The 26,320-nt window shown below is 52.6% G+C and carries 27 protein-coding genes and 1 pseudogene; 12 read left to right on the forward strand and 16 right to left on the reverse strand.

Annotation, left to right across the window (positions count from 1 at the left end; translation table 11 throughout):
- Nucleotides 1-4: 4 nt before the first annotated feature.
- From DI14_RS03615 to DI14_RS03630, 5 genes are all read right to left on the reverse strand, one after another.
- Complete coding sequence (locus DI14_RS03615; protein WP_369792693.1) at nt 5-826, reverse strand: YihY/virulence factor BrkB family protein; 822 nt, start codon at nt 824-826, stop codon at nt 5-7.
- The gene (locus DI14_RS15595) at nt 748-951 is read right to left on the reverse strand and encodes a hypothetical protein (RefSeq protein WP_235193384.1); all 204 of its coding nucleotides are present in this window, start codon (nt 949-951) and stop codon (nt 748-750) included. Before DI14_RS15595 ends, DI14_RS03615 begins: the two co-directional genes overlap by 79 nt.
- Nucleotides 952-1,018: 67 nt before the next feature.
- Entirely contained in the window at nt 1,019-1,453 is a 435-nt protein-coding gene (locus DI14_RS03620; RefSeq protein WP_034805399.1) for an NUDIX domain-containing protein, read from the reverse strand.
- Nucleotides 1,454-1,519: 66 nt separating this feature from the next.
- Complete coding sequence (locus tag DI14_RS03625) at nt 1,520-2,446, reverse strand: PfkB family carbohydrate kinase (protein ID WP_034805330.1); 927 nt, start codon at nt 2,444-2,446, stop codon at nt 1,520-1,522.
- A 117-nt stretch (nt 2,447-2,563) separates the two neighbouring features.
- Nucleotides 2,564-4,471, reverse strand: coding sequence for a heavy metal translocating P-type ATPase (locus tag DI14_RS03630; protein ID WP_034805331.1), 1,908 nt, complete (start codon nt 4,469-4,471; stop codon nt 2,564-2,566).
- A 198-nt stretch (nt 4,472-4,669) separates the two neighbouring features.
- On the opposite strand from DI14_RS03630, the gene DI14_RS03635 reads away from it, so the two are divergent.
- A complete protein-coding gene (locus tag DI14_RS03635; RefSeq protein ID WP_034805332.1) occupies nt 4,670-5,605 on the forward strand; it encodes a DMT family transporter in 936 nt (311 codons plus the stop codon).
- A gap of 132 nt (nt 5,606-5,737) precedes the next feature.
- Nucleotides 5,738-6,040 carry a hypothetical protein gene (locus DI14_RS03640; protein ID WP_034805333.1) on the forward strand — a complete coding sequence of 101 codons (303 nt, stop codon included), beginning with the start codon at nt 5,738-5,740 and terminating at the stop codon, nt 6,038-6,040.
- Nucleotides 6,041-6,078: 38 nt separating this feature from the next.
- On the opposite strand, the gene DI14_RS03645 is transcribed toward DI14_RS03640, so the two are convergent.
- The 3 genes from DI14_RS03645 to yfkAB are packed head-to-tail and all read right to left on the reverse strand — an operon-like array spanning nt 6,079 to nt 8,616.
- Nucleotides 6,079-7,221: an MFS transporter gene (locus DI14_RS03645; RefSeq protein ID WP_034805334.1), complete on the reverse strand. Its 1,143-nt coding sequence runs from the start codon at nt 7,219-7,221 to the stop codon at nt 6,079-6,081.
- Nucleotides 7,222-7,262: 41 nt separating this feature from the next.
- Complete coding sequence (locus DI14_RS03650) at nt 7,263-7,457, reverse strand: hypothetical protein (RefSeq protein WP_034805335.1); 195 nt, start codon at nt 7,455-7,457, stop codon at nt 7,263-7,265.
- 52 nt (nt 7,458-7,509) lie between these two features.
- Nucleotides 7,510-8,616: a radical SAM/CxCxxxxC motif protein YfkAB gene (gene yfkAB / locus DI14_RS03655; RefSeq protein WP_034805338.1), complete on the reverse strand. Its 1,107-nt coding sequence runs from the start codon at nt 8,614-8,616 to the stop codon at nt 7,510-7,512.
- 85 nt (nt 8,617-8,701) lie between these two features.
- Here yfkAB and DI14_RS03660 point away from each other — a divergent pair, with 85 nt between their 5' ends.
- Genes DI14_RS03660 through DI14_RS03670 form a run of 3 tightly spaced genes read left to right on the forward strand, consistent with a single transcriptional unit; the run spans nt 8,702 to nt 10,781 of the window.
- Nucleotides 8,702-8,899 (forward strand): hypothetical protein, encoded by a 198-nt coding sequence (locus DI14_RS03660; RefSeq protein WP_024371614.1) that lies wholly within the window; start codon nt 8,702-8,704, stop codon nt 8,897-8,899.
- Between the two features lie 6 nt (nt 8,900-8,905).
- Entirely contained in the window at nt 8,906-10,282 is a 1,377-nt protein-coding gene (gene rlmD / locus DI14_RS03665; protein ID WP_034805339.1) for a 23S rRNA (uracil(1939)-C(5))-methyltransferase RlmD, read from the forward strand.
- A 7-nt stretch (nt 10,283-10,289) separates the two neighbouring features.
- Nucleotides 10,290-10,781 (forward strand): cytidine deaminase, encoded by a 492-nt coding sequence (locus DI14_RS03670; protein ID WP_338042349.1) that lies wholly within the window; start codon nt 10,290-10,292, stop codon nt 10,779-10,781.
- Nucleotides 10,782-10,811: 30 nt separating this feature from the next.
- Here the strand turns inward: DI14_RS03670 and DI14_RS03675 are convergent, their stop codons facing one another.
- Nucleotides 10,812-11,012 carry a hypothetical protein gene (locus DI14_RS03675; protein WP_034805341.1) on the reverse strand — a complete coding sequence of 67 codons (201 nt, stop codon included), beginning with the start codon at nt 11,010-11,012 and terminating at the stop codon, nt 10,812-10,814.
- Nucleotides 11,013-11,134: 122 nt separating this feature from the next.
- On the opposite strand from DI14_RS03675, the gene DI14_RS03680 reads away from it, so the two are divergent.
- The 3 genes from DI14_RS03680 to DI14_RS03685 all read left to right on the forward strand — a co-directional run bounded on the left by DI14_RS03680 (nt 11,135) and on the right by DI14_RS03685 (nt 12,132).
- Nucleotides 11,135-11,422: a hypothetical protein gene (locus DI14_RS03680; protein ID WP_034805344.1), complete on the forward strand. Its 288-nt coding sequence runs from the start codon at nt 11,135-11,137 to the stop codon at nt 11,420-11,422.
- A gap of 244 nt (nt 11,423-11,666) precedes the next feature.
- Complete coding sequence (locus DI14_RS15415; RefSeq protein WP_160165636.1) at nt 11,667-11,837, forward strand: hypothetical protein; 171 nt, start codon at nt 11,667-11,669, stop codon at nt 11,835-11,837.
- Between the two features lie 4 nt (nt 11,838-11,841).
- On the forward strand, nt 11,842-12,132 hold the full coding sequence (locus DI14_RS03685) for a hypothetical protein (protein WP_034805345.1): 291 nt from the start codon (nt 11,842-11,844) through the stop codon (nt 12,130-12,132).
- A gap of 278 nt (nt 12,133-12,410) precedes the next feature.
- Here the strand turns inward: DI14_RS03685 and DI14_RS03690 are convergent, their stop codons facing one another.
- From DI14_RS03690 to DI14_RS03720, 7 genes and pseudogenes are all read right to left on the reverse strand, one after another.
- Entirely contained in the window at nt 12,411-12,689 is a 279-nt protein-coding gene (locus DI14_RS03690; protein WP_369792692.1) for a transposase, read from the reverse strand.
- 222 nt (nt 12,690-12,911) lie between these two features.
- Complete coding sequence (locus DI14_RS03695; protein ID WP_034805348.1) at nt 12,912-14,303, reverse strand: cell wall metabolism sensor histidine kinase WalK; 1,392 nt, start codon at nt 14,301-14,303, stop codon at nt 12,912-12,914.
- A complete protein-coding gene (locus DI14_RS03700; RefSeq protein WP_034805350.1) occupies nt 14,300-14,989 on the reverse strand; it encodes a response regulator transcription factor in 690 nt (229 codons plus the stop codon). The genes DI14_RS03695 and DI14_RS03700 overlap by 4 nt, the downstream gene beginning before the upstream one ends.
- 168 nt (nt 14,990-15,157) lie before the next feature.
- Entirely contained in the window at nt 15,158-15,724 is a 567-nt protein-coding gene (locus DI14_RS03705; protein ID WP_034805351.1) for a GNAT family N-acetyltransferase, read from the reverse strand.
- 358 nt (nt 15,725-16,082) lie between these two features.
- Nucleotides 16,083-17,207: pseudogene (locus DI14_RS03710) on the reverse strand (RNA-guided endonuclease TnpB family protein).
- Between the two features lie 235 nt (nt 17,208-17,442).
- Nucleotides 17,443-18,588: an amidohydrolase gene (locus tag DI14_RS03715; RefSeq protein WP_034805352.1), complete on the reverse strand. Its 1,146-nt coding sequence runs from the start codon at nt 18,586-18,588 to the stop codon at nt 17,443-17,445.
- A gap of 16 nt (nt 18,589-18,604) precedes the next feature.
- Complete coding sequence (locus DI14_RS03720; protein WP_034805353.1) at nt 18,605-19,513, reverse strand: TIGR01777 family oxidoreductase; 909 nt, start codon at nt 19,511-19,513, stop codon at nt 18,605-18,607.
- Between the two features lie 158 nt (nt 19,514-19,671).
- Between DI14_RS03720 and recX the strand changes: the two genes are divergently transcribed.
- From recX to DI14_RS03740, 4 genes are all read left to right on the forward strand, one after another.
- The gene (gene recX / locus DI14_RS03725; RefSeq protein WP_034805355.1) at nt 19,672-20,484 is read left to right on the forward strand and encodes a recombination regulator RecX; all 813 of its coding nucleotides are present in this window, start codon (nt 19,672-19,674) and stop codon (nt 20,482-20,484) included.
- Between the two features lie 51 nt (nt 20,485-20,535).
- Nucleotides 20,536-22,173: an L-lactate permease gene (locus tag DI14_RS03730; protein WP_081825810.1), complete on the forward strand. Its 1,638-nt coding sequence runs from the start codon at nt 20,536-20,538 to the stop codon at nt 22,171-22,173.
- 331 nt (nt 22,174-22,504) lie between these two features.
- Nucleotides 22,505-24,247 carry an ABC transporter ATP-binding protein gene (locus DI14_RS03735; protein WP_034805357.1) on the forward strand — a complete coding sequence of 581 codons (1,743 nt, stop codon included), beginning with the start codon at nt 22,505-22,507 and terminating at the stop codon, nt 24,245-24,247.
- Nucleotides 24,248-24,269: 22 nt separating this feature from the next.
- Nucleotides 24,270-26,315, forward strand: a complete 2,046-nt coding sequence (locus DI14_RS03740) for an ABC transporter ATP-binding protein (RefSeq protein ID WP_051622531.1) — start codon at nt 24,270-24,272, stop codon at nt 26,313-26,315.
- Nucleotides 26,316-26,320: the final 5 nt, after the last annotated feature.

The following is a 26,320-nucleotide window of genomic DNA, read 5'->3' on the forward strand; positions in this document are numbered from 1 at the left end:
TTTCTTATCCGTACGTATTGATTGGGATATCTTTATAATCGTCTTCTGTTTCGCCTTTTTTCTTCGCTTTCTTGTTCTTCTTGAAATCACGTTCATATTCTTGTTCGCTTGGGGACTTGAAGAATCGCATCCACGTGGCGTTGATCTCGGAGCCGATCAAGATGATCATACCGGTCAATTGAAGCCATAATAGTGTCACGATAATTCCGCCGAGCGAACCGTACGTCGAATCGTAGTTTCCGAAGTTCGACACGTATAGACTAAACCCGAGCGAGACGAGTTGCCACGTGATGACCCCGAAGATGGCGCCTGGAATCGTGCTCTTCCAAAAGACGTGTTGCTGGGGTGCGATTTTATAGAAAATCGACAGCGTCAAAATCAAGATGACCGTCGTCAGCGCGTAACGAAAAATATTGATTAAGATGACCTCGGCCCCGGAAATCGGAAGGAATTCCATAAGGAACGAGATGATCTGCGACCCGAACACGTTCGAGACGATGAGGAGCAATACGCCAACACCGAGTAAGAACGTCAATCCGAGGGCGATGCCTTTACTGACAAAGAAATTTCGTTCGTTGTCTTCCCCGTAGGCGTGAATCGCCATGTTGATGAGCCGCTCGACCCCTTTCGAGGCCGACCAAATCGCTAAAATCGCACCGATGGAGAGCAGTCCGCCACGCGGTTCCCCGAGCGCTTCAAAGATGCCCGATAGGAACTCGGTCGCGGCCGCGCCTGGGGCCAAGTTGTTCAACTGCTCTTGGAATGACGCCTGTGTGATGTCAAAGAACGACAGCAGCGCCAGAATGAAGATGATTCCTGGGAAAATAGATAAAAACCAAAAAAAGCGAGCGTCGCACCAAAGTCTTGGACGTTATGATCTTTAAATCGGCGCAATAATTCTTTTCCGAACGCGAGCCAATTCTTTTTTTCTTTCACTTCTTTCGTGTCCATAACATGCCTCCTGAACGTTATCGTTAGAAACTATCTTCCCGATTTGTGAGGAGGTTACACTATAAATTCAATCTTCGGCCAATGTTTTGTCGTAAAAGCGCTCTGAAGACTGACTAAGCAATTCTGCGAGCAAGGGCGGACGGACAGGAAGGTGGCTGAGTGCACTCCGTTTGATCCACATCGGTGTGTAGGATCCTTCCGTCTGTTCGGCTTGAAACTCTTCGCCCGTCCCGGTCCCGAATTCGCCACCGGTGACGCGGGCCCAGTAGTAGGGGTTCAATTCACCGTTGAATGCGACATGGGCGGCGACGCCTTCAAGTTCGACGTGTACGCCGAGTTCCTCGTGCGCTTCGCGTATCGCCGTTTCTTCGGTCGTATGGCCAAATTCGACACCTCCGCCCGGGAAGACATAATAAAGGACGTCAGCTTTTTCGCGACGAATGAGGGCGATCTCATCTTGTTCATTGACGAGAATGATGGCGCTCCGTTGTTTCGTTCTCATGAATTCAATCATTCCTTTCTTAAAACCGAGAACAAAACGCATCGACACGGCGGTCGATGCGTTAGCTCAGTCACGTGTTGGTTGTTCAAGTGAAGCATACATCTCAGGCGTCAGTCCGTTGTCATGAGAGCCGATGACTTTCCCGGCGACACGCATGCCGAGACGAAGTGCATCTTCAATCGAATGCTCTTTCATGAGCTCGGAAATAACGGCAGAGAAGAAGGAATCCCCGGCGCCTGTGGAGTCGGCAACTTTCACTTTCGTCGTCGGCACGTGACCTTGTTCGTTCGTACGAAGGTCGACGTAGACGGCGCCGAGCTCGCTCATCGTGACAATCGTGAGCGGCGCGCCTTTCATGGCGAGCACCTCGGCGACGCGAAGGGCATCGTCAACCGTGACGATGGACATATCCGAGAGAATCTCGGCTTCTTCGCGGCTACAGATGAAGCCCGTGAACCCTTGGAGCAAGTGACGGTTGCGTTCGATGACCGAGAGATGGCCGCATACACCGTATAGCGGGAGCTTCATCTCGCGGCACAATTCAATCGTCTCGTTCAAGACGTTGACCGATAAGTCGAGGTCGATGGCGACAGCCGCGCTCTCGGCGAACACGGTATCGATGCGACGGAGGATGCATTGTTCCAACATCGCCTCATCAGGTTGTTTAGAGATTGACGTCTGGAGGTCACCGTTATTGTCCATGACCGCGAGCCACATACCCATACCGTTGTCTTCGAGCAAGTCGACGTGTTCGACATTGACGTTCAAACTGCGGAGTTCTTCGAGGACACCGATTCCGATTTGATCGTTCGTCACGGTCGAGACGAAGCGGACATCGTTCCCGAGCACACCTAAGTTCTGAGCGACGTTGCGTCCGGTACCGCCGTTTGAAAAGGCGATATCTCCGACGTTTTTCGCATCTTTATGGAGCGGGGCGAACGACGTTCCTTTTATGTCGACAAACACCTTGCCGATTACTGCAATCGTATTCATACCTTGTACCACCTTTAGTCAATCTACCTATTGTTTCGGTCTGTTAGACACATTGTTTCCATTATAGCGAAATCGGCATTTGCTTTCAATGACGGTTTCGTGACGTGTCGAAATTTGTCAGTCCCACGATGAGCTGAGCAGACGGAGACCGTTCAATATGACGAGGATGGTCGACCCTTCGTGTCCGACGACGGCGAACGGCATGACGAGCAGTTCAAAGATGTTCGTCGCAATCAAGACGAGGATGACGCCGAGAGCGAAGATCACGTTTTGAAGGACGATTCGATTCAGTTTGCGCGACTGCTCGATGGCTGAACTGAGGCGGACGAGGTCGTTTTTCATGAGGACGACATCAGCCGTCTCAAGAGCGGCGTCTGTCCCTTCGCCCATCGCGATGCCGACGTCGGCTGTGGCGAGAGCGGGGGCGTCGTTAATGCCGTCACCGATCATGCCGATCGACCCATACTCCGCCTTCAACAACTTGATTTGTTCGACCTTCTCATCCGGCAGGCACTCGGCGATATAACGGGTCAAACCAGCTTCTGTCGCGATGGCCCGCCCAGTCGCCTCATTGTCGCCGGTGATCATGATCGTGACGATACCGAGACGGTTCAAGCGCTCGATCGCTTGCTTCGCTTCTGGACGTAGCGTGTCACGCAAGGCGAAAGCCCCGAGGGTTCGGGTTTCGTCACTGATGAAGACGAGCGTATGGCCGGCTTCTTTCAATCGTTCGACTTGATCAAGGAAAAAGTCGCCGCTCGCGTCCGCGAATTTTTGTTTGCCGACCCGGTACGTGACGCCGTCAATCATCGCCTCGATGCCTGAACCGGTGACGTCTTTGAACTGTTCCATCGTGCCGGTATGTTTTCCCGTGTAGGCAACGAGCGCTTCGGCGAGCGGGTGCATCGAATGCTCTTCAATCAAACTGACGATCCGGAAGACGTCATGTTGTGTGACGTCCGGGTGAAGCAGAACGTGCTGGACTTCGGGTTTTCCGATCGTAAGTGTTCCTGTTTTGTCGAACGCGATCGCTTTGAGCCGCCCCATGTTCTCGATATGGACGCCGCCTTTAAACAAGATGCCGTGTTTGGCGGACGAGGCGATGGCGGCCAAAGCGGCTGGCGTGATCGCTGCGACGAGCGCACAAGGGGAGGCGACGACGAGCAAAATCATGCCACGATATATGCTCGTCTCGAGCGACCAAGGCGTGAAGACGGGACCGAGCAAGATGATGGCCGCAACCGATAACAAGACGACTTGGACGTAACGTCCTTCGTAGCGGTCGATGAATTGAGCGGACGGGGACTTCTCTTCCTGCGCTTGTTGGACCATTTGAATGATCTTTTGGAACAACGTCTCCGTGGCGAGTTTTGTGACTTCGAGCGTCAAAACGCCGTTCAAGTTCACACTCGAACCGAACACGTCGTCACCGACGTTGCGCTCGACTGGAATCGATTCACCTGTGATCGCAGCTTCCTCGATCGAGGCGCTACCGCTCAAGATGCGTCCGTCGACCGGGATTCGTTCCCCAGGGCGGACGTAAATCCGGTCCCCGACCGACAGTTCGTCGATATGCACGACGTCTAACCCGCCCTCGTCGTTAAATCGGGTCGCTTGTTCAGGTTGCAGTTCCATGAGCGACTCGAGGGCACGCTCGTTCTTGTTCATCGTATACGTCTCGAGGGCACCCGATAAGGCGAAAATGAAAATGAGGATGGCACCTTCCATCCAATAGCCAATCGAGGCGGCGCCGATCGCCGCGATGATCATCAACAGCTCGACGTTCAGCGACCGCGTCTCCCACGTGTCGGTCAATCCTTCTTTCGCCTTGGCGTACCCCCCAATCAAGAAGGCAGACAAATACAAAGTGACATAAATCCACGGCGTTCCAACTTGTTTTTCAGCGAGATAAGCGAGTACAATCAATACACCGCTGAAGAGCGCCATGATGAGCTCGATATGCTCGAACCAACTTGCCCGTTTGAAGACGTGGCTTTTTTCGTGTGTAGCGGTTGATGTGTTCATGAAGCACCTCTTTCTAATTGATAATGGATATCACTTAAATGATAATGGATGAGGATGATTATCATTATCCAAACCCTTAAAATGAGGGTTTTTATTGGTTTCAATCGATTATCCTTATTTATAATTATTATCATGTAAGGTTATTTTATCATGGAAGAGAACAACTCACAAACTAAAAGATTAAGGAGATTTGGTGACATGCCCAACTTGTTTCAACGGCCTTGGACCGTCACGTTGTTCGCTTTATTGAACACGTTCTTATGGGGGAGTGCGTTCCCGTTTATCAAACTAAGCTATGAAGCGCTTGAAATCAGTCCGGACGAATATGGTCAGCAACTCATTTTTGCTGGAGAACGGTTTTTGCTTGCGGGTGTCTTACTTTTATTGATTAGCCGTACCGTCTTCAAGCGACCGATTCATTTGACGGTCGAACGCGTGAAGGCGTATGCGCACCTCGGTGCGTTTCTGACATTTTTACAATATTTATTTTTCTACGTCGGACTGTCGCTGTCGACGGGCGTGCAAGGTTCGATTATCGCGGGTTCGACGTCCTTCTTCCAAATGGCGCTTGCGCATTTTCGGTATGAGGACGACCGGTTGAATCGGTTGAAAGGAATCGCCCTCACACTCGGCTTTTCCGGCATCGTCATCGCCAACTGGCCGTCCGCGAGTTCGGAGATCGGGTTTGGGGTCGGGGAAGTGTTGCTCATTTTGGCGATGGTCTCGGGGGCGTTCGGCAACTTGATCGCAAAAGATTACTCCCGTAGCCACGACGTCGCGCCGATGACGGCTTGGGCGATGGTGTTCGGATCGCTCGGCCTGCTCACCGTTGGCCTGGTACTGGACCCAGTTGGTGTGTTCTTGCCATACACCGGGAAAACGCTGTTATTCCTCTTATACTTGGCACTGTTATCTGCGGTCGGGTTCACCTTATGGAACACGCTGATGAAATATAATCCGGTCAGCCGCGTGTCACTCTATATGTTCTTTGTTCCCTTATTCGGGGTCATCTTATCGGGTGTTTTACTCGGAGAGACGATTCCGTGGAATGCACTCGTCGGGCTGTTGTTCGTCGTCGCGGGGATTTATTTATCGACTTACTTCCAAGGTCGTAAACAGTCTGTTCGCAAATGAGATTGAAGCACGGTTGACGGAATTGTGTTCTCATGGGAAAATATATTAAAAATTCTGAATTCTTTCAGTTCACAGTCGGTCTTCGTCGTAAAGACTTGCGTACAACGTGTCATAAAGGAAGGAGGAAAGAACGTGACGAGAAACCAGATTGTCCGCAATATACTCGTCTCGCGGCAACCGCGTGATGAGTACGTCAAGTACGTGATGAAGTGCGTGAGTCGGGGGTTAAAAGAGCACCATGACCAAGTGGATGCGCGTGCCGTGCGACAAGGCGACGACATTCAGACGAAATGGCAAATTAACGACCGGGTCATCGAGGTGACGCTCAAGTCGGACGTGTTGGCCACACTTGAGACAGAACCGTACGCGCTCGATGAAGTGTTCATTCAGGCGTTCGAGCGAAACGACGTCCGCGTCGGTCCGGCGAGAGAATAAACGAAAAGGGATGGGGCTCCGGCGAGCTCCATCCCTTTTTACATATCAATCGGTTTGGCTTTGGCCGTGAACAGGCTGACGGCGAGAATCCCGAGGATGAGTGTATACATGAGAAAATATACGTCTTTTGGCAAACTGATCCAAAACGCACCGATCATCGGACCACTAATCGAACCGACGCTGAACGCGATGCTATAGAGCATGTTGCCGGTCGGTAACAGCGAGCGTGGCAACACTTCGGTCATATGGGCGAGGCCGAGGGAATAAGTCGATCCGAGACCGGCCCCGGCCAAGGCGAACAAGACGAGTAGCCACACATAATGGTCGACGGCTAAGTTCGCGAGCGCAAACAATACCGTACCGAGCGTCAACACGATTTGTAAGATGCGTTTCTTCCCGAAGTGATCGGCAAGACGACCGAGCGGGAGTTGGACGAGGATGGAAGCGACGATGAACGTCGTGATCAGCGTACTCGTTTGAGCGAGCCCGATGTCGTTTCGGACCGTGAAGATTGGCAAGTTCGCATTCAAGCTCGCCTCGAGAAACCCGTATGTAAAGGCAGGGAGCAGCGTATAGCCGGCACCAATCAACACAAGCCGAATCCGCCCGGTCGAGTCTGTTTTCACTTTCTCCGCTTCAGGAAATTCGTTCTCGACTTTAAAGATGAGGACGAGTGAGGCGAGACAGAAGAAAATCAAGACGAGGAACGGCAACCAGAAATGCAGGTCGACGAGCGGTGCGATGAGTGGACCGACGGCAAAGCCGAGACTGAACGACATGCCGTAGTACGCCATCGCTCGACCGAGGCTTCGTTTTTCGCTCACGGACGTCACCCATACTTGCGAGCCGTAATGGAGTGCGGAGTCACCAAAACCGATGACGAAACGCATGACGGCCCAGGCAAAGAGCGTTGGCCAAAGTGGTAAGAAGAACGTCGCGAGCGCCGTCAAGACGATGCCTAAGACGATGGTCGGTCGAAACCCGTACTTGCGGACGAACCGTTCGAGCAATGGCGCCGAGACGATGACACCGAGATAGAGCATCGTGGCGTTCAGGCCATTCAACCATGCAGGGGTCCCGTCGCGTTCGATGAGCGTCGATAACAGCGGGATGAGCGCCCCTTGAATCAACCCGGAAATAAATACGATAAGCAATAAAATCGAAAAACGAAACCGTTGCATAGTTCACCTCGTCATTACATAGTAAAAAGCTGAGAAGGTTCTCAGCTTTTTGTTTCGTCAATCGGTTGAGTGAGATGGTTCAAATGTAAGAGCTCATCGTCCCAACTGCCTTGACTGAAAACTTCATCACGGTCTACTTTGTCTGAAACGAATGCGGCTGTCAATAAGATGCTAAGCACACCACCGAAAATGATGATGGCCATGACGGTGATCATGAATACATAGATGGCAGTCATCTCATACACCTCGATTCAGTTTAGATACTAAATATTTCCCGATGCGAAGGAATTAAAACGGGTCGGCGACACGTTTTTGGAAGTCAATTTCTGGATAGTACGCTTGCTTGACGAGCGCGTTCGGACCGAGACATTTCACGGCCGGACAATGACAAGACAACGTCGCGTTCAAGGCACTGTTCGTCCACGTCTCATACGCCTCTTGGAACGATGTGTCATACAACGTCCCGAGCGACCCGAGTTCATCGCCGAAATCAGTGACGATAATCTCACCGTCAAAGATGTTCGTGTTCAAACGAGAACGGCCGTCTGGGTCGTTTCGGACTGTGACGTTTTTCGCTTCATGCAGCCGCTTCAACAAGGCGCGGTCTTCCGGTAAGTCGGAACACGCATAGAAAGGCAACGTACCGAACAGCATCCAAACGTTTTCATCCCGCACGTCGAGCAGGTCGTGGATGGCTTGGCGAATGTCCGGGAGCGAGGCCGATTCGAGCGCGCTCGCAAAGTCGGCGGGGTACATCGGGTGTACCTCCATGCGCTGACAGCCGAGCGAGACGATTTCCTCATGGATTGCCTTCAGATGAGGAATCGTCCGTTTGTTGAGCATCGTCTCGGCCGATACGATAATGCCTTCTGATGTGAGGGCACGGGCGTTGTCTTTCATCGTCTGGAGCATCTTCAACCGCGCGGCCTTGCTCGGCTTCCGATCCATCATCGCGAATCCGCCTTCTAAAAAGTCGGCATCCGTCCCCCAGTTATGCGAAATGTGCAAAACGTCGAGGTACGGGGTAATAAGATGATAGCGAGACAACGGCAACGTCAAGTTCGAATTGATTTGCGTCCTAGCCCCGCGTTCCTTGGCATATTTGAGCAGCGGCACGACGTAGTTGCGGACCGATTTCATTGATAGCATCGGCTCGCCGCCCGTAATCGAGAACGCACGCAAATGTTCAATCTCGTCGAGACGCGAGATGAGCAGTTCGAGGGGCACTTCAGGAGTTTCGGTCTGGTCGAGCATATAGCCGACGGCACAGTGTTCGCAGCGCATGTTGCATAGTTTGGTCGTCGTCACTTCCACGTTCGAAAGGACGAGACGACCGAACTCGGTTTGATCGAGATACGCTTCCCACGGATCAAACGTTGTCGAGATGTTTTGCATGTTGATTCCACCTTTTCATCTAGTTACACGAAATAGTATGCTATAATAACAACTCTTTGTCACGAACCAAAGGAGCGATCATGAGATGGGTAAATCACGAACCGATACGGCAGGAAAAATGAATGTGTTGAAATCGAGAACGGAATTGCTCTGTCTGTCAGTCAATACGTTGGACGAGCACACGACGCCAGAGGATTTGCATCGCCTGTTAGCTGACATTGATTCCTTACGTGCGAAAGTCGTACGTTACGCCAAAGATTTAGAACAAGGATCGAAAGGATGAAACACATTGAAACTGATCGTAGGAGATTACAAGAGCGTCACCGCCGAACGTCTCGGAATTAACGGGGAGGGGATTGCGACCATCAATCGGATGGTCGTCTTTATTCCGAACTTGTTGCCGGGTGAAGAGGCGAAAGTCGAGATTACACGCGTCGAACGAAACTATGCCGAGGCCCGTGTCGTCAAGCGCGACAATGCGTCAAAAGACCGTGTCAAACCGCCGTGCCCAATCTATGACGAGTGTGGGGGCTGTCAGATTCAACATATGAGCCCACGCCTTCAAATGGAGTATAAGGAAGAAATCGTTCGCAACGCGTTCCGTCAAAAGACGAAACTGAACGTCGACAAATCGGACATCCGCCCGACAAAAGGGATGAAAGATCCTTGGTATTACCGAAACAAATCTCAGTTCCCGCTCAGTGTCCGTCGTGGTGAAATCGTGTCGGGGCTGTATAAACCGAACTCGAATACGCTCGTCCCGATTGAACATTGTATGGTTCAACAGCGCGACACGACGAATATCAACAACGCCATCGTCCGGATCTTGAACGAGCTCGACATCCCGGTGTACGACGCGCGTCGTGATACTGGCTTTGCCCGGACTGTCGTCGTCCGCTCGGGCTATAAGACGAACGACGTCCAAGTCGTCCTCGTCGTCGGGCACGAAGATGTACCGGACCTAGACGAACTTAGCGATCGCATCATGGGGTTGCCGAACGTCGTCTCGTTCCATTTGAACATCAACTCGAACCGTTCGGGCGTCATCTTCGGCTATCGTACGATTCACATCGCCGGCCAAGAGAAGATGGACGAACAGCTCGACGACGTCCATTACCACTTGTCGCCACGCGCGTTCTTCCAACTGAACCCGGCCCAGACCGAGGTCATGTATCGTGAAGTCGTCGAGGCGGCCGCTTTGACGGGCGAAGAACGTGTCATTGACGCATATGCCGGCGTCGGGTCGATCGGGCTGTGGCTCGCGCCGCACGCCAAAGAGATTCGCGGGATGGAAGTCGTCCCAGAGGCGGTCGAAGACGCCAATGCCCATATGCGCGAGAACGGGTTCAACCATGCGACGTATGTCGAAGGCCGGGCCGAGCACTGGATTCCGCGTTGGGTGAAGGACGGATGGATCCCTGACGTCATCGTCGTCGACCCACCGCGCACCGGAATCGACCACCAACTGTTGAACGCGATCATCTCTTCGAAGGCGCAACGACTCGTCTATGTGTCATGTAACCCACAGACGCTCGCCCGTGATGCGGATCAATTGATGAAAGCTGGATACAAAGTGAATTACGTGCAACCGTATGACATGTTCCCGCAGACGGCGCACGTCGAGTCGGTCGTCGTCTTCGAGAAAAAGAAAAAGAAGAAATATTGACAAGTCGATGAAAACGCTTGATGAGAAAGCGTTTTCATTGTATAGTTCAGATGTCAGACTTCCTTTAGAAAACGAAGCGGAGGAACATCCAATGATTCCACAAGACCAAGTGAACGAACTTGTCCAAAAGGCGATCGCGGCCCGTACGCGCGCATATACGCCTTATTCAAAATTCAATGTCGGCGCCGTCGTCATCGATGAGACGGGGAAAGAGATTTCCGGTTGTAACGTCGAGAACGCCTCATACGGTTTGTCGATGTGTGCTGAACGGACGGCCATCTTTAAGGCCGTGTCAGAAGGCAGCAAGACGATTGAGACGGTCGTCGTCGTCGGTGACACAGACGGGCCGATCTCGCCGTGCGGTGCTTGCCGTCAAGTCATCGCCGAGTTCGCGAGTGACGACTTCACGTTGATTTTGGCGAATATGGCGGGAGACACGAAAGTGATGACAAAAGAAGAGATGCTTCCATACGGCTTCTCGCCGAAAGATTTAACGTAAAAGGATGCGGCCGAGCCGCATCCTTTTACGTTAGTTATATTTTTTCTCGCTAACCGAGTCGTCTTTTGAGTGGCGCTTACGCTTCTCGTCTTTCACTTCTTGATTCAATTCTTCGACTGGAATCGGGTCGACCGTCTCCATCCCTTCCTCGTCGAAGATGCTGTCCTTGTCTGTATCGACGGCGTCCGGATTGTCGAAGCGACGCTTAGATGGCCGGTTTTCTTTTTTCATTCGTTTCGCCTCCTTGTTTCTCTGTTATTCCACTTTCTGATTTCGTGTAAACGCTTCACGAAATGGTTTCGATTTAAAACAATGGTGGAATTATCCGTACATAGTGACTAAGGAGGGGTAGCATGGATAAAAAAGTGTTAATGGGTATCGTCCTTGGCGTCGCCGGGGCCGCGCTCGTGGCGCCGAAAGTGGCGGCACTGCTGACGCAAGACCGCGAGGATGACACGTGGAGCAAGATGGACCGGATGGAGAGTGTCGATTCGGATAAGGACGAGGCCGAGGCGGGACTTACCCAGCTCGACTCGAACCACCGGGCCGAATGGCAAGCGAACGGCTTCCCGCAGACCCACGCCGAGCGTGAGCGGCTCATGAACGAATCGGAAGAAACGTTCAAAGGCCAAGACATATAAAAAAAGGTAGCCGCGGCTGCCTTTCAGATTGAAGACAAAGTCACGTTTCAGGCGAACTGAAACGTGACTTTTTCGTTGACTGGTTCTCTACCTTTCATAAGTCTACTTTTTTCATAACCGCCGTAAAATATATATTTCCCTAGTTCCAATTTAAGACGCATGTCTTTTCCCTTTAACGATTTTTCCAGGGGTTTCGTTCCATGATTGAGTATGTTAATTTGGCAACTGTTAGGAGGTTGGACATATGAAAAATTCAGCTAAAGAGTGGATTTACATTTTGTTGCTCGCCGCAGTAACATTTATGTATTTCTTTGTCGATGGAATGACCAATACAACAAAGACTATAGTCACCATTGCAGTATTTATAGCTGTTGTTGGACTTAAGTTTGCAGTCAAAACTACTAAGGAGGGCTGAGATCATGCCCAAAAAGTCAAAACTTTTATCTCTTGTAATGTCGATAGTACTCCTGTTTTCAGTAGCTTTCATCCCAATGGGTGTAGCTAGTGCTGAGGAAGAATTAAGTGAGGAGGATTTGGAATTAATTGAATTATTGACTGCAATCGAGAACATGCCTGATGAGATAATCTTGCAGGGTGAAGATGCTATTAAGGCTCATCTCGAGAGTGAAGTCAGCTTCCATCTTGAATTAAATGAGAATGGAGAATCAGTTGTGTTCCGGGCAGCAAGTGTCTCGTCGATTGCTGGTTGAGTAGGAGCAGTGGGCAGTGCACTCGTGGTTAACTTCACACCCGCTAAAATCCTTAAAATCAAATCTGCACTTAAATCGGTCGGAGGAGCAACTAAGTTCGTAAAAGCCGTCAAACCGTATTACCAAATGTCGCGAGAGGATAAGCTAAGTAAGACAGCATCACTCAATCAAGCCGTCCGACTAGCTGCCAAAGATGCTGGTCCAGATACGAGAGAGGCTTTATTAGACCTTTTCGGGGTATCATCAGTGGTCGGATCATGTGCAGCAGCTTTCGGTAATTAAAGTAAAAAGACCTCAACCACTGTTGACGGCCACACAAATGAGGGCGCTCTGCCCGCCATCTTCTTGAGATTGAGGGCAGCAAAGGTAAGCATCGTCTGCATTGAAACTTTTTCAAGTCCCCGGTAACGGGTCCAACGCATGTCATGCTTCTCTTTTGCGTCCGCGAACACGCGCTCGTCTGGCGTGACCATCTCCAATCGTGTTCGATTGGTTTCCGATTCTGTTGATTTCCTGATCGTCCGATTCGCCCCCATGACGGGTTCTCTACCTCTCATTATAAAAAATGGACGAGGGTACGAAAAGAGGGATGGATGCTTGGACCGACCAAGGGCACGGCGAGACCTCTAGGGGAATAGCAAGCAAAGGGAGACCCAGCAGCATTAAGCGATGCGGCTCCCTGCTTGCCCCCAGAAAAGCGAGCTGTGCCCGGTCGGACAAATAAAAAAACTGCAGACAATGTTTTGTCTACAGTCCGATAGTCAGCCGCAGCTGCCTTTTTATATGTCGAATTCGTCATCCGGTAGCAGTGGCAGGCCAAGTGTGACCGTCGTGCCTTGACCGACTTCGGAAGCGAAATGGATCGAGCCTCCGTGACGTTCCATGATGTGTTTGGCGATGGCGAGTCCGAGACCGGTGCCACCGTCTTCGCGGGTCCGGGACTTGTTGACGCGATAGAATCGTTCCGTCAACTTGTCGAGATCTTTCCGCGGGATGCCGCGGCCTTCATCACGAATCTCGGTGATGGCATATCCTTCCTCAGAAAACGTCTTCACATGGATGGCTTTGCCGGCCTCCGTATACCGTAGCGCATTATCGAGCAAGTTCCCGACGACTTGTTCGAGGCGATCGTGGTCTCCGAGGATGATGAGGTCAAAGTCGAGATCCGTCTCGATGGCGACGCCTTTCGCCTGTGCGATCGGTTCGAAGCGATACAATACGTCTTCAAGCACTTGCGAGTAGACGACCGGCTCTTTCGTCATCGGGTACGAGTCGCGTTCAAGTTGGGCGAGGTCGAGTAAATCGTTGACGAGCCGTTGCAAGCGTTCCGTCTCGTTCTCGATGATGTCGTAATATTGTGCTTTCGTCTTCTCATCGAGCGATGGGTCTTGAAGCATCTCCGTGTAACCGCGGATGTAAGACAGCGGGGTCCGGAGCTCATGGCTGACGTTCGCCAAAAACTCTTTTCGCTGCTCTTCGACGAGCCCGAGCGATTCGGCCATCCGGTTGAGCGTCTCGGCCAGTTCACCGATCTCGTCATCATAGTAGATGGGGATGCGGTGCGAAAAGTCGCCTTTGGCATATACTTGTGAGGCGCGTTTCATCTGGATGAGTGGTTGAATGATGGTGTCGATGATTTGCGTCCCGAAGATGAGCAGATTGACGACCATGAGGAGGAGTAAAAACGTAATCATGAGCCGAATCGGTTGGAACGGCTCACTGATTTTACTCAGCTCCATATAAAGGATGAGCGCGTTGTCGAGCTCTCCGTTACGAATGAGCGGGAAGGCCGACATGAGGATATCGACGTCCTCGGTCGGATGCTTGCGTGTGACCGAGATGGCGTAGCCGTCCTGGAGTCGGGCTAGGTCTTGTTCGCGCAAAAACGTCTTGCCTGAGCCGAGCCCGTCCTCTTTGACGGAAGATAAGAACACTTTCGTCTCCGTCAATTCGTTCGTGTACGTCATGCTGTCAGAGAACGCGTCAGAGAACCCGTCTGCCTTGTAGATGGTGACGAGCTTCTCTCCGCGGTTGATGAGTAGTTCTTCTTGCGTCTGGATGTAGAACTTGTCGTACAAGTAAAACGTCATGATGATGAACACGAACGCGGAGAAGAGGCTGGCCGTCCAAATGGTGATCCAAATCCGCTTCCGGATCGTGTATTGCTTCATACGTTCGCCTCGAACTTATAGCCGATCCCCCAGACCGTTTGAATGTAGCCGCCGGCTTCGCCGAGCTTCAGGCGGAGCGTTTTAATGTGTGTGTCGACCGTGCGAAGGTTCCCGTGATACTCGGTTCCCCAAATTTGGTCGAGCAGCTGTTCGCGAGAGAAGACTTTCTCTTCGTTCGTGATGAACAAGTAGAGGAGGTCGAACTCTTTACGGGTCAAGTTGACGGTCTTTCCTTTCACGCTGACCGCACGTCCTTCGACATCAATCGATAACACGCCGACATCGAACGTCGCTTCTTGTTCTTTTGAGAAGTTGTGTGTCCGGCGAAGCGTCGCTTCAATCCGGGCGAGCAGTTCCCGTGGGCTGAACGGCTTTGTGATGTAGTCGTCTGCCCCAATCTTCAATCCGTGAATGCGGTCGAGTTCCTCGGAACGGGCCGTGAGCATGATGATCGGCACGTTCGAGAACTCACGGATACGCATGCACGCCGTTAGCCCGTCAAGTTCAGGCATCATCACATCGAGTAAGACGAGGTGGAACGACTGTGCTTTCAACAGCTCGATCGCTTCGAGCCCGTTCGTCGCCGTGACGGTCTTGTATCCTTCCTTCTCTAAGTTCGAGACGAGCAAATCCCGCATTTGTTCTTCATCATCAGTCACTAAAATTCGAAACGTTGGTTCTGACATGGTCCATTCTCCTTTACAAAACAGTTAACGGGGCGTGTGAGAAATCCCTCATACTTCTATCATACCTATCTCTCCGAATTAGAACAGAAATATTCATCGCCGTAAAGTTGTCCTCATGCAATCCACACAAAAACGCCACAAAAAAGCCAATTCTTTGTCAGAATTGGCTTAAGCTTCGAGTTGCGCCTCGTAGGCAATCTCGAATTCTGGGGCATGGAGCGAGTGCAAGTAAAGCTGGAAGCTCGACTTTGACACTTCATATAGTACGTACTCGACGTCCCCTTGATTGATTTCAACAAACAGCTCCGAACGAATCTCATTGGCGCAAAACGCGTACGGCAACTTTTCGGCCGCGGCGATCGAGCGTTCATTCGATTTTCGGATTTTAAAAAATACACTTTCAATATCAAGCTCGAAGAACAATTCTGAGAAGAACGCTTCTTTCGCGACTTGATTGTAACCTTTCCCGTGATACGGTTTGCCAAGCCACGTACCGAGGAACCCGTAGCCGGATTCCACATCGAACAAGCTGATTGTCCCAATCGGGGTCCCGAACTCGTTCGTGATGGTGCGTGAGATGATGTTTCCTTGCTCTTCTAGCTCGATTACTTGCTTCGTGCTAAATAAAAACTCGTCAAAGTGGACCGTCTTTTGACGGACATACGGAAAGACATCTGGGTGTTGCATCAGTTCGAACAACTCCGCGCAGTCGGTGAGCTCACGAAATTTGAGCACCTTTACATTCCTCCTCCTATTTCAGACCGCTGAAGAATAGTCGTAACGAAAGCATACTTCTGGCTTCGCTGTTCGAACCGCCTTGGTTGCTTTTTTGAAGTTACAAGATAATTTTATATAGATTTTTTAAAAAAGCAAGTAAATTATGCGTAAAAACGCTTGTCAACAACCCACCACTTAACGAACTGACGGTCCGTCTGAAGTGGGGGCTTGCGTCCGTCGAGGACTCGACGGCGCCCCTACCCTCGTAGGGTGCGGTTACGCTCGTTCCTGCCCGGTAGTGCGGACGGCGCTCGTGCGCCTCCTACCTTCGTATGGCGGAACATCGGGACGGTTGACCTCGCCCCTGCCACGGGAGTCATGCTCCCGTGGCACCTGCACCGATGTGGTCGATGCCTTTCCGATGCAGGTTCATCGCGCCGACCCGGTCGTCGTTCGACCGGTACCGGCAGTTCTTGCATTGGAACGTGTGCAGCCTCTTGTCCCGGTTCGCCTTATCGGTGTGCCCGCATGTCGGGCAGGTCTGGGAGGCGTGTCTCGGGTCGACGACGATCACTTTCTGACCGTTCATGGCGGCCTTGTACGCGAGCATTTGACGGAACTGGTAGAACGCCCACGACACGGAGACGTAGCGGTTTCTCGCGCGTACCTTCTCTGTGGCGGCACGGATGCCGGTCAGGTCCTCCAACACGAACAGCGTGCCCCTCGGATGCCGGTCGACGAGTGCCTTCGTGACTTGATGGTTCATATCGGTCACATAACGGTTTTCTCTCGAGCCGAGCTGTCTCAGCCGCTTGCGGGCCGATGGGGTCTGCCGTCGTTGCAGCTGTTTGCGGGTGGCTTTGGACGTGCCTCACTTGTGCTTCACCGTTCTTCCGTCGTAGAAGGCGGTCTCGCCCTGGCTATCGTACGTGACCGCCAGGAAGTTGATGCCGAGGTCCACGCCGACGACGTTGGTGACACGGGCGTCGGCGAGTTCAGGGAACGCCTTCGTCACGGGGATGTGCAGGAACCATTTCTCGTGTTTGTGCACCAGTTTGGCCGTGCCGAACCGCCACGTCCCGTTGAAGTACCGCCTCATGCCCTTGCGCGCATAGTCCAGCTTGATCCGGCCGTCCAGCGTATTCACGCTGAACCAGTCCCGGGTGAGCGAGTAGTCCCGGTTCCAGACGAGGTCGTACTCGGGACGCTTGAACTCGATACGGGACCATGCGTGCCCGTTCGACCTCGCCGACTTGTACCGGGCGACCACCGTCTTCATGACCGACTGGGCCATCTGGCTCTTCAGGCCGAAGCGTCTCCTGATCTCGGCATAGTGCGAGTCGTTGAGGCTCACCGGGTTCAGGTCCCTCGTCTCGAAGACGTGTCCCGACAGCCAGTCACAGGCCGATCGGTACGCGTCCATCGTCGCCCTCAGAGTAGCGGCTTGAGAGGCTAGGCTGTAGATTTGTATTTTTGCAATGATTGTAGACGTGGTACTCACCACCTTTCCCTACATAAACGATACCCGTTTTTTTAGCGGAAAATGAATTGACTTAACTAATAGAAGGGAGGAGGCAAGGTAGGAGTTCATAAGCGGTTATCATGCACATGTTTAGCATTATTGTGTCCTATCCCGAAGATGATGGAAATTCCTCCCCCACTTATCGTCGGGCTGTGCCCGGGACACGATTGAAGTAGGGGTATCCTTGCTGCTTAAAGATGAAAATTAGTCCATCTCATGATGCGTTTTTCGCGCGTTCTGTCGCATACACAATTTGACCGTTCACAATCGTCATAATCGGCTTCGACATGTAGTCGAGCGGGAAGTGGCTCCAGAGCACAAGGTCGGCATCTTTCCCGACTTCGAGCGAGCCGATTCGGTCGTCGACACCGAGCGATTCGGCCGGGTGAATCGTGATGGCGCGTAGCGCGACATCGACCGGCAGCCATTCACGTGCGGCGAGTCCGGCACAAAGGTTCAAGTATTGGACCGGTGTATACGGGTGGTCGGTCGTGATCGAGACGATCATGCCGTGCTCGTGTAGGATCCGGTACGTCTCCCACGTCTTGTTTTGAAGCTCGATTTTTGATTTGCGCGTGAACGTCGGCCCCACGGTGACGTGCTTCACCCCAAGCTCACGCAACTTTTCGGCGACGAGATGACCTTCCGTGCAATGTTCGATGCGGTAGTCGAGGTCGAACTCTTCGGCGAAACGGACGACCGATAAAATATCATCGGCGCGATGGGCGTGGACTCGAACCGGCATCTTTCGGTCAAGGGCGAGCTGGATCATCTGGCTGCCGAACGTGCCAATCGTCTTCGTCGAGTCGACGGTCCGGAACGCCTCGCGCAGAAGCCCCATAATCCCCATCCTCGTCAAATCACCTGTCTTGCCCATGCTGTGGATGCGCTTCGGGTTTTCGCCGAGCGCCATCTTGAGCCCGGCATACCGCCTGAGAATCATATCTTCGATGAAGCGACCGTGTGTTTTGATGACGCTTGTCACGCCGCCGATGACGTTCATGCTACCGGGCATGACTTGGACGGCCGTGACACCGGCCCGAAGTGCTTCTTCAAACCCTTCGTCGAGCGGATAGACACCGTCGATGGCCCGGGCATGCGGCGTCATCGCTTCGACCGTCTCGTTCGCATCGTTCCCGACCGAGCCGGTTCCTTCGTCATAGAGTCCGAGGTGCGTATGGGCATCGATAAAACCGGGGAATAAGAAGTTTCCCTCGGCCTCGATGACCGTCTCATCTTCGAGCGGGTCGAGAAGATCGGCCATTTCGACAATCTTGCCGTCTTTGACGCGCAAGTCCCCGTAGAAGTGGGGAGCGGTGATCGGGTAAATATGGGCGTTACGAATCAATAAGTTACTCACGTATTGTATATCCTCCTCAAGTTAAATGTAGCAGTTGTTTCAGTGCGGGCTCCAATGTCTCATAACGGAACTTGAACCCATGGTTGAGCGCTTTCGTCGGGACGACTTTCGCGCCTTCTAAGACGATGACGCTTTTCTCACCGAGCGCGAGTTTCATGAGCGGTGCCGGTGCGGGAATCCAGTGCGGACGATGCATGACGCGGGCGATGGTTCGTCCGAACTCATCCATCGTGACTGGCGTCGGGGCTGTTCCGTTGACGGGACCCGCGATGGCCGGGGTCTCGATGACATGGACAAATAGACGAACGAGGTCGTCGAGGTGAACCCACGGGACCCACTGTTTTCCGGAACCGATTTTTCCGCCGACGCCAAACGTGTACGGTAACTTCATGAGCGGGAACGCGCCGCCGTCATTTGATAGGACGACACCTGTCCGCATAAATGCGAGCCGGATTCCCATCTCTTCGATTGGGGCGGCTTCTTTTTCCCAAAGCACGCATACGTTCCCTAAGAAGTTTGTCCGTTCCGGGAGCGGTGTGGACTCGGAGTACGTGATCGAGCGGTCTTCACCATATATTCCGATGGCCGAGCCGCTGATGACGACACTCGGTTTTTGCTTCATATTTTTAATGATGCGCACAAGCTCTTTCGTTCCGTCGAGTCGACTTTGTAGGATGGCTTGTTTTTGTTTATGGGTCCAACGCCCGTCGTTGATCGAGGCGCCGGCCAAATGGATGAAGGCGTCGACGTCTTGGAGCGCTGTTTCCGGCTGGCTGTCCGGTGTCATCCATTCCACGAAGGAGATGCCTCCTTGCCGCGGCCGCGGATTGCGTGTCAGGACGACGACTTGATGGCCGGCCTCAGCAAGGGCGCGGACGAGCGGACGACCGATCAATCCGGTCCCACCGGTAATTGCAATTTTCATGAGTCTCCCTCCAGTATATTGAAGCGATTTCAAAACGGGTATGAGTTCCATAAAGAAAGTGGGTCGTTCGTATTGTGAATACCCTTTCTTCTAACTTATCAAAAATCCTCCTTAAGCGGGGAACGTGATATGTTAGAACTAGGAAAAGGAGGGTTTTTGTGAAAATCGCCAAGTTTACGACGCAACAGAAAAACAAAGACCGGTTGAACGTCTTCGTCGAGAAAGACGGCAAAGAAGAGTTTGCCTTTGCGATCGATGTCGATGTGTTCATTAAATATGGATTGACGAGAGGGATGGAGCTTGAAGATGACTTCGTCCGTGACGTACTCGAAGCCGAAGAGGAGCAAAAGGCTTACAAAGCGGCCGTCAACTATTTGTCGTACCGAATGCGTGCCGTTTCAGAGGTGCATGACTATTTGATGAAGAAAGAAGTAAGCGAACCGGTCATTAAACGCGTTACGGACCGTTTGATCGAACAGCGTTACTTGAACGATGCCGAGTTCGCCAAAGCCTACGTGCAGACGAAGTTCAACACGAGTCCGAGCGGACCTGTGAAAATCAAACGAGAGCTTGCGCAATTTGGCATCGCCCAAACGATCATCGAAGACGTGATCGCCTCCCTCACGCATGAGGATCAGCTCGAAAAGGCCGGAAAGTTTGTTAAAAGGAAACAAATGGAAACAGATCGACGTTCCGCCACAGAAGTGCAACAAAGAATTCAACAAACCCTGATGCAAAGGGGTTTCACGTTTGATATTATTTCAGAGGCGATTCACACGTTTTGGGAAAACGAGGATGAGGACGTCGAGCTTGCGGCCTGTTTGACACAAGCCGAAAAGTTGAATCGAAAGTATAGCGGATATGATGCATTCGAACGGAAACAGCGCATGAAGATGCAGCTTCGGCGCAAAGGATTTCCGTATGATGTCATCGAGCGCGCGTTAGAGCGCCTCGTTGAGGAACAATCGTAGTGGGACATCGGTTTACGGTATAGGGGAAAAAACTGAAAAGGTGGGTCTACATTGACAATTTTCGAATGGATTACAGCACTGATGCCGATTGTATCGGTGCTCATCTTACTGGTCATTATGCGGTTACCGGCATCGATTGCGATGCCACTTTCGCTCGTTTTAACAGCAATTCTCGCATTTTTCGTCTGGCAACTCGACGCCACACAAATCACGGCGGCTGTTCTACAAGGGCTCGTCATCGCCATTACGGCGGCTTGGATCGTCTACGGTGCGATTGGAATGATGAACACGATGAAAGAGGGCGGTGGGATGAACGCCATCCGCTCCGGGTTTGTCACGATTACGCCGGATCCACGGATTCAAGTACTCATCGTCGGCTGGCTGTTCGTTTCTTTCATCGAAGGGGCATCCGGTTTCGGGACTCCGGCCACGGTCGCGGCCCCGCTTCTAATCGCACTAGGCTTCTCACCGATTGCGGCTGTCGTCATCGCACTGTCGGCCAACGTTTCCGCCGTCACGTTCGGCGCGGTTGGGACTCCTGCACTGATCGGGATCGGGAACGGTCTTTCGCTCGACGTGAGTCAACCGGAAGCGATTGAGTTTTTGACGAGCGTCGTCTTGCAGACGGTGCTCATCGATATGGTCGTCGGTCTGTTTATTCCGTTCATTCTCATTTTGATGCTGACGCGGTTCTTCAGTAAACAAAAGTCGGTCAAACCGGCGTTTGAAGTGTTGCCAATCGCGCTCGTCGCAGCGCTCGTCTACAGCATCCCGGCCTATTTATGGACGCTCGTCCTAGGATTTGAATTTGGAGGTATGCTCGGTGGATTGACAGGTCTCGTCATTTTGGTTGCGATGGCGAAGAAGGGCATCTTGATGCCGAAGCGTGTTTGGACGTTTGACGGATACGTCGACGAACTCGACGAGCCGCTCGAACAACCGACCGTCAAGACAGGCAAGCGTGAACTGCCGCAATGGAAAGCGTGGGCCCCTTACTTGATTTTAACGATTTTCCTCGTGTTGACGCGGACCGTGCCGTTCTTGAACGAACTGACGCGTAGCGTCCGCATCGATTTGCCGAACATTTTGAGTATCGAAGGCATCTCGACATCGTGGGAACCGTTCTATTCACCAGGCTTCATGTTCATCTTGACGATGATTGCGACGTTCTTCCTCCATAACATGAGTTGGTCGCAAGTGACCTCGGTGTTTAAAGCGACGACGCTCGGTGTCGTCGGGACGGCGATCACGCTCGCTGCTTCCGTGCCGATGGTTCGGATTTTCATTCATTCGGAAAATGGTGGGGCAGGTCTCGCTTCGATGCCGGTCGAACTCGCAACGGCTGCGGCCGACACGTTCGGTGGCGTCTGGCCGCTCGTTGCACCGTGGATTGGTGCGCTCGGGGCGTTCGTTTCCGGGTCGGCTACGTTCTCGAACATGATGTTCTCGAGTTTAACGACGAATGTCGCCGAGTCGGTTGGAGTCAACGAGACACTTGCCTTGTCGATGCAGATGGCGGGGGCGAACGCCGGTAACATGATTTGCGTCTTGAACGTCGTCGCAGTCGCCTCGGTGGCAGGGCTCCTCGGAAAAGAAGGAACGATTATCCGCTATACGCTCATGCCAATGATTTATTACGTGACAGCGACCGGTCTTGTCGGTTTGATGCTCGCTGCATTCTTCTTGTAAAAAGTTACAAATTATTTACGATAATAATATTGACAATTTTCTGAACAGTCTGCTAAGGTTTTAGTAGATTTTCAAACTATGAACAGAGAGGAGCCAGCATGATGAAGTACATCCCAACACTACAACGCACACACACAACATCATATGGCTACTCGTATTTGACTGCATATCGTATTTGACTGCATAATTTGGCAGCTGGATAGGGGTAGTGTCCTTTCCCTGACCATGCAAAAGACTGAAGACTCAGAAGCGTACTTCATCCGATTGGTTGCACAATCAGGTGACGTGCGCTTTTTTGCGTGCGCGGAAAGGGAGGAAGGGGGAATCAGTCATGAAACTGATTAGACAATTGGATTGGTTTATTAAACGGCAAAAACGGACGTATATCGTCGCCATCATCTTGTTGATTATCACCGGGGTCGTCGATATGCTCCCGCCGTGGATCATCGGACAGGCGATTGATGCGATTCGCGAAGGCAGCCTGACGACAGAACGGCTTGTTATGATTGTCGGGTCATTGCTCGGCATCATGGTATTATCGTACGTCCTTTCGTATGTATGGATTGCCCGCCTCTTCGGGACGGCCTTCCTGCTAGAGAAAAAATTGCGGGGTCGCTTCTTTGGTCATTTGCTTCGGCAGACGCCGCGATTTTATCAGCAGCATCGCACGGGTGACTTGATGGCGCTCGCGACGAACGATTTGAAAGCGGTCGAACGAACGGCCGGGTTCGGCGTCATGACGCTCGTCGATTCGTTCAACATGACGCTCATCGCGCTCACCATCATGGGCGTGTTCATCGATTGGAAGCTGACGCTCGCGGCACTGTTACCGATGCCGATTCTCGCCTGGTCGATGAACAAGCTCGGGCGCCAAATCCATGCACGCTTCACGGCGGCGCAAGATTCGTTCGGGGTCATGAACGACCAAGTCGTCGAATCGATTTCAGGGCTTCGTGTCGTCCGCTCGTTCGTCCAAGAAGAGGCGGATACGAAGAAGTTCGACACGATCACCGACGACGTCATGGCGAAAAACATGCACGTCGCCAAAATCGACGTCTTGTTCGAGCCGGTCATCAAACTACTCGTCGGACTGAGCTACTTGATTGGCCTGTCGTTCGGGACGTATCTCGTCTTCACGAACGACATCACACTCGGTCAACTCGTCTCGTTCAACATTTATCTCGGGATGCTCATCTGGCCGATGTATGCGTTCGGAGAATTGATTAACGTCGTCCAACGCGGAACGGCGAGCTTAGAGCGGATTGAAGCGACGATGAACGAACGGCCAGACGTCGAGTCGACGGGGACGACGGATGTCGCCGTTCCTGAGAAGATCACGTTCAAATCGCTCACGTTCACGTACCCGGGGTCAAACCGTGCGTCGCTTGAAGACATCGTGCTCCACGTGTCACGCGGAGAGACGATTGGGATCGTCGGGCCGACCGGGGCCGGGAAGACGACGCTCTTGCGTCAACTGCTCCGGGAATACCCGATTGACGATGCGTTGCTCGTCAACGGCATCCCCATCTCAGACATCAAGCTCGAACAAGTCCGAGGCTGGAGCGGCTACGTGTCGCAAGAACACTTGCTGTTCTCGAAGACGGTCCGCGACAACATTTTGTTCGGGGCGGCCGATGCGACCGAGGACGACCTTCAAACGGCCATTCGCCTTGCGGCGTTCGATACCGATATCAATCATTTAGAGAACGGACTCGATACGGTCGTCGGTGAGCAAGGGGTCATGCTGTCGGGTGGACAGAAACAACGTCTCTCGATTGCCCGAGCCTTGCTCAAAGACCCTGAGATTCTATTACTCGACGACTCGCTCTCTGCAGTCGATGCGAAAACGGAATCACGAATCATCGACTCGGTCCGGACGAGCCGGTCGGAACAGACGAGCCGGTCGGAACAGACGACGTTCATCGTCGCCCACCGCCTATCGGCCGTGGCCCATGCCGACCAGATTCTCGTCTTACAAGACGGCCGCGTCACGGAACGCGGTACGCACGACCAACTGATGGAACGACACGGTTGGTATTATGAACAATACGTTCGACAAGGGGAGACGGAGTAATCCGGGAAAGGGGGAATCTCTCATGATCGATCAACACGAATTAGATCCAGTTCGCAGGAAAAAGACGATTCGCTCACTCGTCGGCTATGCCAAACAAGTGAAGCGTTCGATTTTCCTAGGTCTGTTGTTACTCTTTTTAGCGGTCGGCGCAGAACTTGCCGGTCCGTATATCGCAAAAATCATCATTGACGACCATATCGTCGCCATCGAGCGCGATTGGGTACAAGTCGAATCAGGGGGTAGCGTCTCGTTTGCCGGGAACGTCTACGAGAAAGAATCAAGACTCGATGGGGAGACGGTCGTCCGGCCGGTCTCGATCGTCCAGACGACAGAAGGCTACTATCTCGTACCGGATGCCGTCATGAGCGGGGGCGTCCGCGAAGTAGAGAACGACGTCCTCACCATCACGCGTAGCGATGAGGCCGCCACTTACGAAAACATCGTGCCGCTCTCATCGACGGACGTGTTCCGATTTTATGAGACAGATCTCCGGGCTGTCCTCTTCTTATCCGGACTTTATGTCATCTTGCTTTTGATTGCGGCAGGGTTGAACTGGGGACAACAGATGCTCCTCCAACGTTCGGCCCACCAAATCGTCAAGACGATGCGGCTCGATGTCATGCGGCACTTACAGACGATTCCTGTGCGTTACTTTGACCAGACACCAATCGGGAAAATCGTCAGCCGGGTCACGAACGACACCGAGACGATTCGCGACCTTTATTTAGGCGTCCTTGCCCGTGTATTCCAAAGCGTCGTCATGATGATTGGTGTCTTGATCGCCATGTTCTTCTTAGACGTCCGACTCGGTCTCGTCTCGCTCATCATCATCCCGGTCGTCATCGTCTGGATCAAGTTGTTCCAACGTCTGTCGACACGGAACAACTTCCGGGTGCGGGCACTCGTCGCCGATATGAACGCCCAATTGAATGAAAGCATTCAAACGATGCCAATCATTCAATCGTATGTGAAAGAAGACCTCGTCTATGACGAGTTCAACGAGAAGAACAGTGACAATTTCCAGACGCGTCGGAAGTTGCTCAAGCTCGACGCGCTCATGTCGCACAACTTGGTCAACTTTTTCCGCAATATGGCGCTTGCCTTGCTCATCTGGGTCGTTGGGGCGCAGACGCTCGGTACGGGCAGCGTGCTCACGCTCGGGATTCTGTACGCGTATATCGATTACGTCTCACGGATTTTCGAACCGGTGACGCAAATCATGAACCAACTGTCGCCACTCCAGCAGGCGCTCGTCTCGGCAGACCGGATGTTCCAGTTGCTCGATGAGAAAGGGGAAGACGTGTCGTCAGAACGCATCCCACGCTTTAAAGGCGAAGTCGTCTTCGATGACGTTTCGTTCAGTTATGAGGCCGGAAAACCGGTGCTCCAACACATCGACATCCACGCCGCACCTGGAGAAACGGTGGCGCTCGTCGGGCATACCGGAAGTGGCAAGAGCTCGATCATGAACCTGCTCATGCGCTTCTATGATCCGTCACATGGGGCGCTCAACATCGATGGGATGGACGTGACAAAACTACCGACACAAGCGGTCCGTGACCATCTCGGCATCGTCCTCCAGGACCCGTTCCTGTTCACGGGGTCGATTAAGACGAACGTGACGCTCGGCGACGAGACGATTTCCGATGAGCGCGTCTGGCGGGCGCTCACGGCGGTCGGAGCCGACCGCTTCGTCAAGCAGTTGCCGAACGGACTAGAGGAACCGGTCATCGAACGTGGCGCATCGCTTTCGAGCGGTGAACGACAACTGATCAGCTTCGCGCGCGCGCTCGTCTTCGACCCGGCCATCCTCGTCCTAGACGAGGCGACAGCGAGTGTCGATTCAGAGACAGAGGCGCTCATCCAAGAGGCGCTTAAGACGCTGACGAAAGGGCGGACGACGTTTGTCATCGCCCACCGCCTGTCGACGATTCGAGAAGCCGACCAAATCCTCGTCCTCGACCATGGTCACATCATCGAACGCGGGAACCATCAATCGCTCATCGCAGACGGCGGTGTCTACGCTCGCATGCATGAGCTACAAAGTAAACAACAAGCCATCAGTTAAGGAGG

Origin of the sequence: Exiguobacterium sp. AB2 (genome assembly GCF_000696055.1) — a bacterium.
Taxonomy (GTDB): Bacteria; Bacillota; Bacilli; order Exiguobacteriales; family Exiguobacteriaceae; genus Exiguobacterium; species Exiguobacterium alkaliphilum.

What these genes read in the sequence shown, in the direction of transcription:
- DI14_RS15595 (WP_235193384.1), bottom strand. Translation starts at nt 951, where the DNA reads ATGGACACGAAAGAAGTGAAAGAAAAAAAGAATTGGCTCGCGTTCGGA.
- DI14_RS03620 (WP_034805399.1), bottom strand. Translation starts at nt 1,453, where the DNA reads ATGAGAACGAAACAACGGAGCGCCATCATTCTCGTCAATGAACAAGAT.
- DI14_RS03625 (WP_034805330.1), bottom strand. Translation starts at nt 2,446, where the DNA reads ATGAATACGATTGCAGTAATCGGCAAGGTGTTTGTCGACATAAAAGGA.
- DI14_RS03630 (WP_034805331.1), bottom strand. Translation starts at nt 4,471, where the DNA reads ATGAACACATCAACCGCTACACACGAAAAAAGCCACGTCTTCAAACGG.
- DI14_RS03635 (WP_034805332.1), top strand. Translation starts at nt 4,670, where the DNA reads ATGCCCAACTTGTTTCAACGGCCTTGGACCGTCACGTTGTTCGCTTTA.
- DI14_RS03645 (WP_034805334.1), bottom strand. Translation starts at nt 7,221, where the DNA reads ATGCAACGGTTTCGTTTTTCGATTTTATTGCTTATCGTATTTATTTCC.
- DI14_RS03650 (WP_034805335.1), bottom strand. Translation starts at nt 7,457, where the DNA reads ATGACTGCCATCTATGTATTCATGATCACCGTCATGGCCATCATCATT.
- yfkAB (WP_034805338.1), bottom strand. Translation starts at nt 8,616, where the DNA reads ATGCAAAACATCTCGACAACGTTTGATCCGTGGGAAGCGTATCTCGAT.
- DI14_RS03660 (WP_024371614.1), top strand. Translation starts at nt 8,702, where the DNA reads ATGGGTAAATCACGAACCGATACGGCAGGAAAAATGAATGTGTTGAAA.
- DI14_RS03670 (WP_338042349.1), top strand. Translation starts at nt 10,290, where the DNA reads ATGAAAACGCTTGATGAGAAAGCGTTTTCATTGTATAGTTCAGATGTC.
- DI14_RS03675 (WP_034805341.1), bottom strand. Translation starts at nt 11,012, where the DNA reads ATGAAAAAAGAAAACCGGCCATCTAAGCGTCGCTTCGACAATCCGGAC.
- DI14_RS03680 (WP_034805344.1), top strand. Translation starts at nt 11,135, where the DNA reads ATGGATAAAAAAGTGTTAATGGGTATCGTCCTTGGCGTCGCCGGGGCC.
- DI14_RS15415 (WP_160165636.1), top strand. Translation starts at nt 11,667, where the DNA reads ATGAAAAATTCAGCTAAAGAGTGGATTTACATTTTGTTGCTCGCCGCA.
- DI14_RS03685 (WP_034805345.1), top strand. Translation starts at nt 11,842, where the DNA reads ATGCCCAAAAAGTCAAAACTTTTATCTCTTGTAATGTCGATAGTACTC.
- DI14_RS03690 (WP_369792692.1), bottom strand. Translation starts at nt 12,689, where the DNA reads ATGAGAGGTAGAGAACCCGTCATGGGGGCGAATCGGACGATCAGGAAA.
- DI14_RS03695 (WP_034805348.1), bottom strand. Translation starts at nt 14,303, where the DNA reads ATGAAGCAATACACGATCCGGAAGCGGATTTGGATCACCATTTGGACG.
- DI14_RS03700 (WP_034805350.1), bottom strand. Translation starts at nt 14,989, where the DNA reads ATGTCAGAACCAACGTTTCGAATTTTAGTGACTGATGATGAAGAACAA.
- DI14_RS03720 (WP_034805353.1), bottom strand. Translation starts at nt 19,513, where the DNA reads ATGAAAATTGCAATTACCGGTGGGACCGGATTGATCGGTCGTCCGCTC.
- DI14_RS03735 (WP_034805357.1), top strand. Translation starts at nt 22,505, where the DNA reads ATGAAACTGATTAGACAATTGGATTGGTTTATTAAACGGCAAAAACGG.
- DI14_RS03740 (WP_051622531.1), top strand. Translation starts at nt 24,270, where the DNA reads ATGATCGATCAACACGAATTAGATCCAGTTCGCAGGAAAAAGACGATT.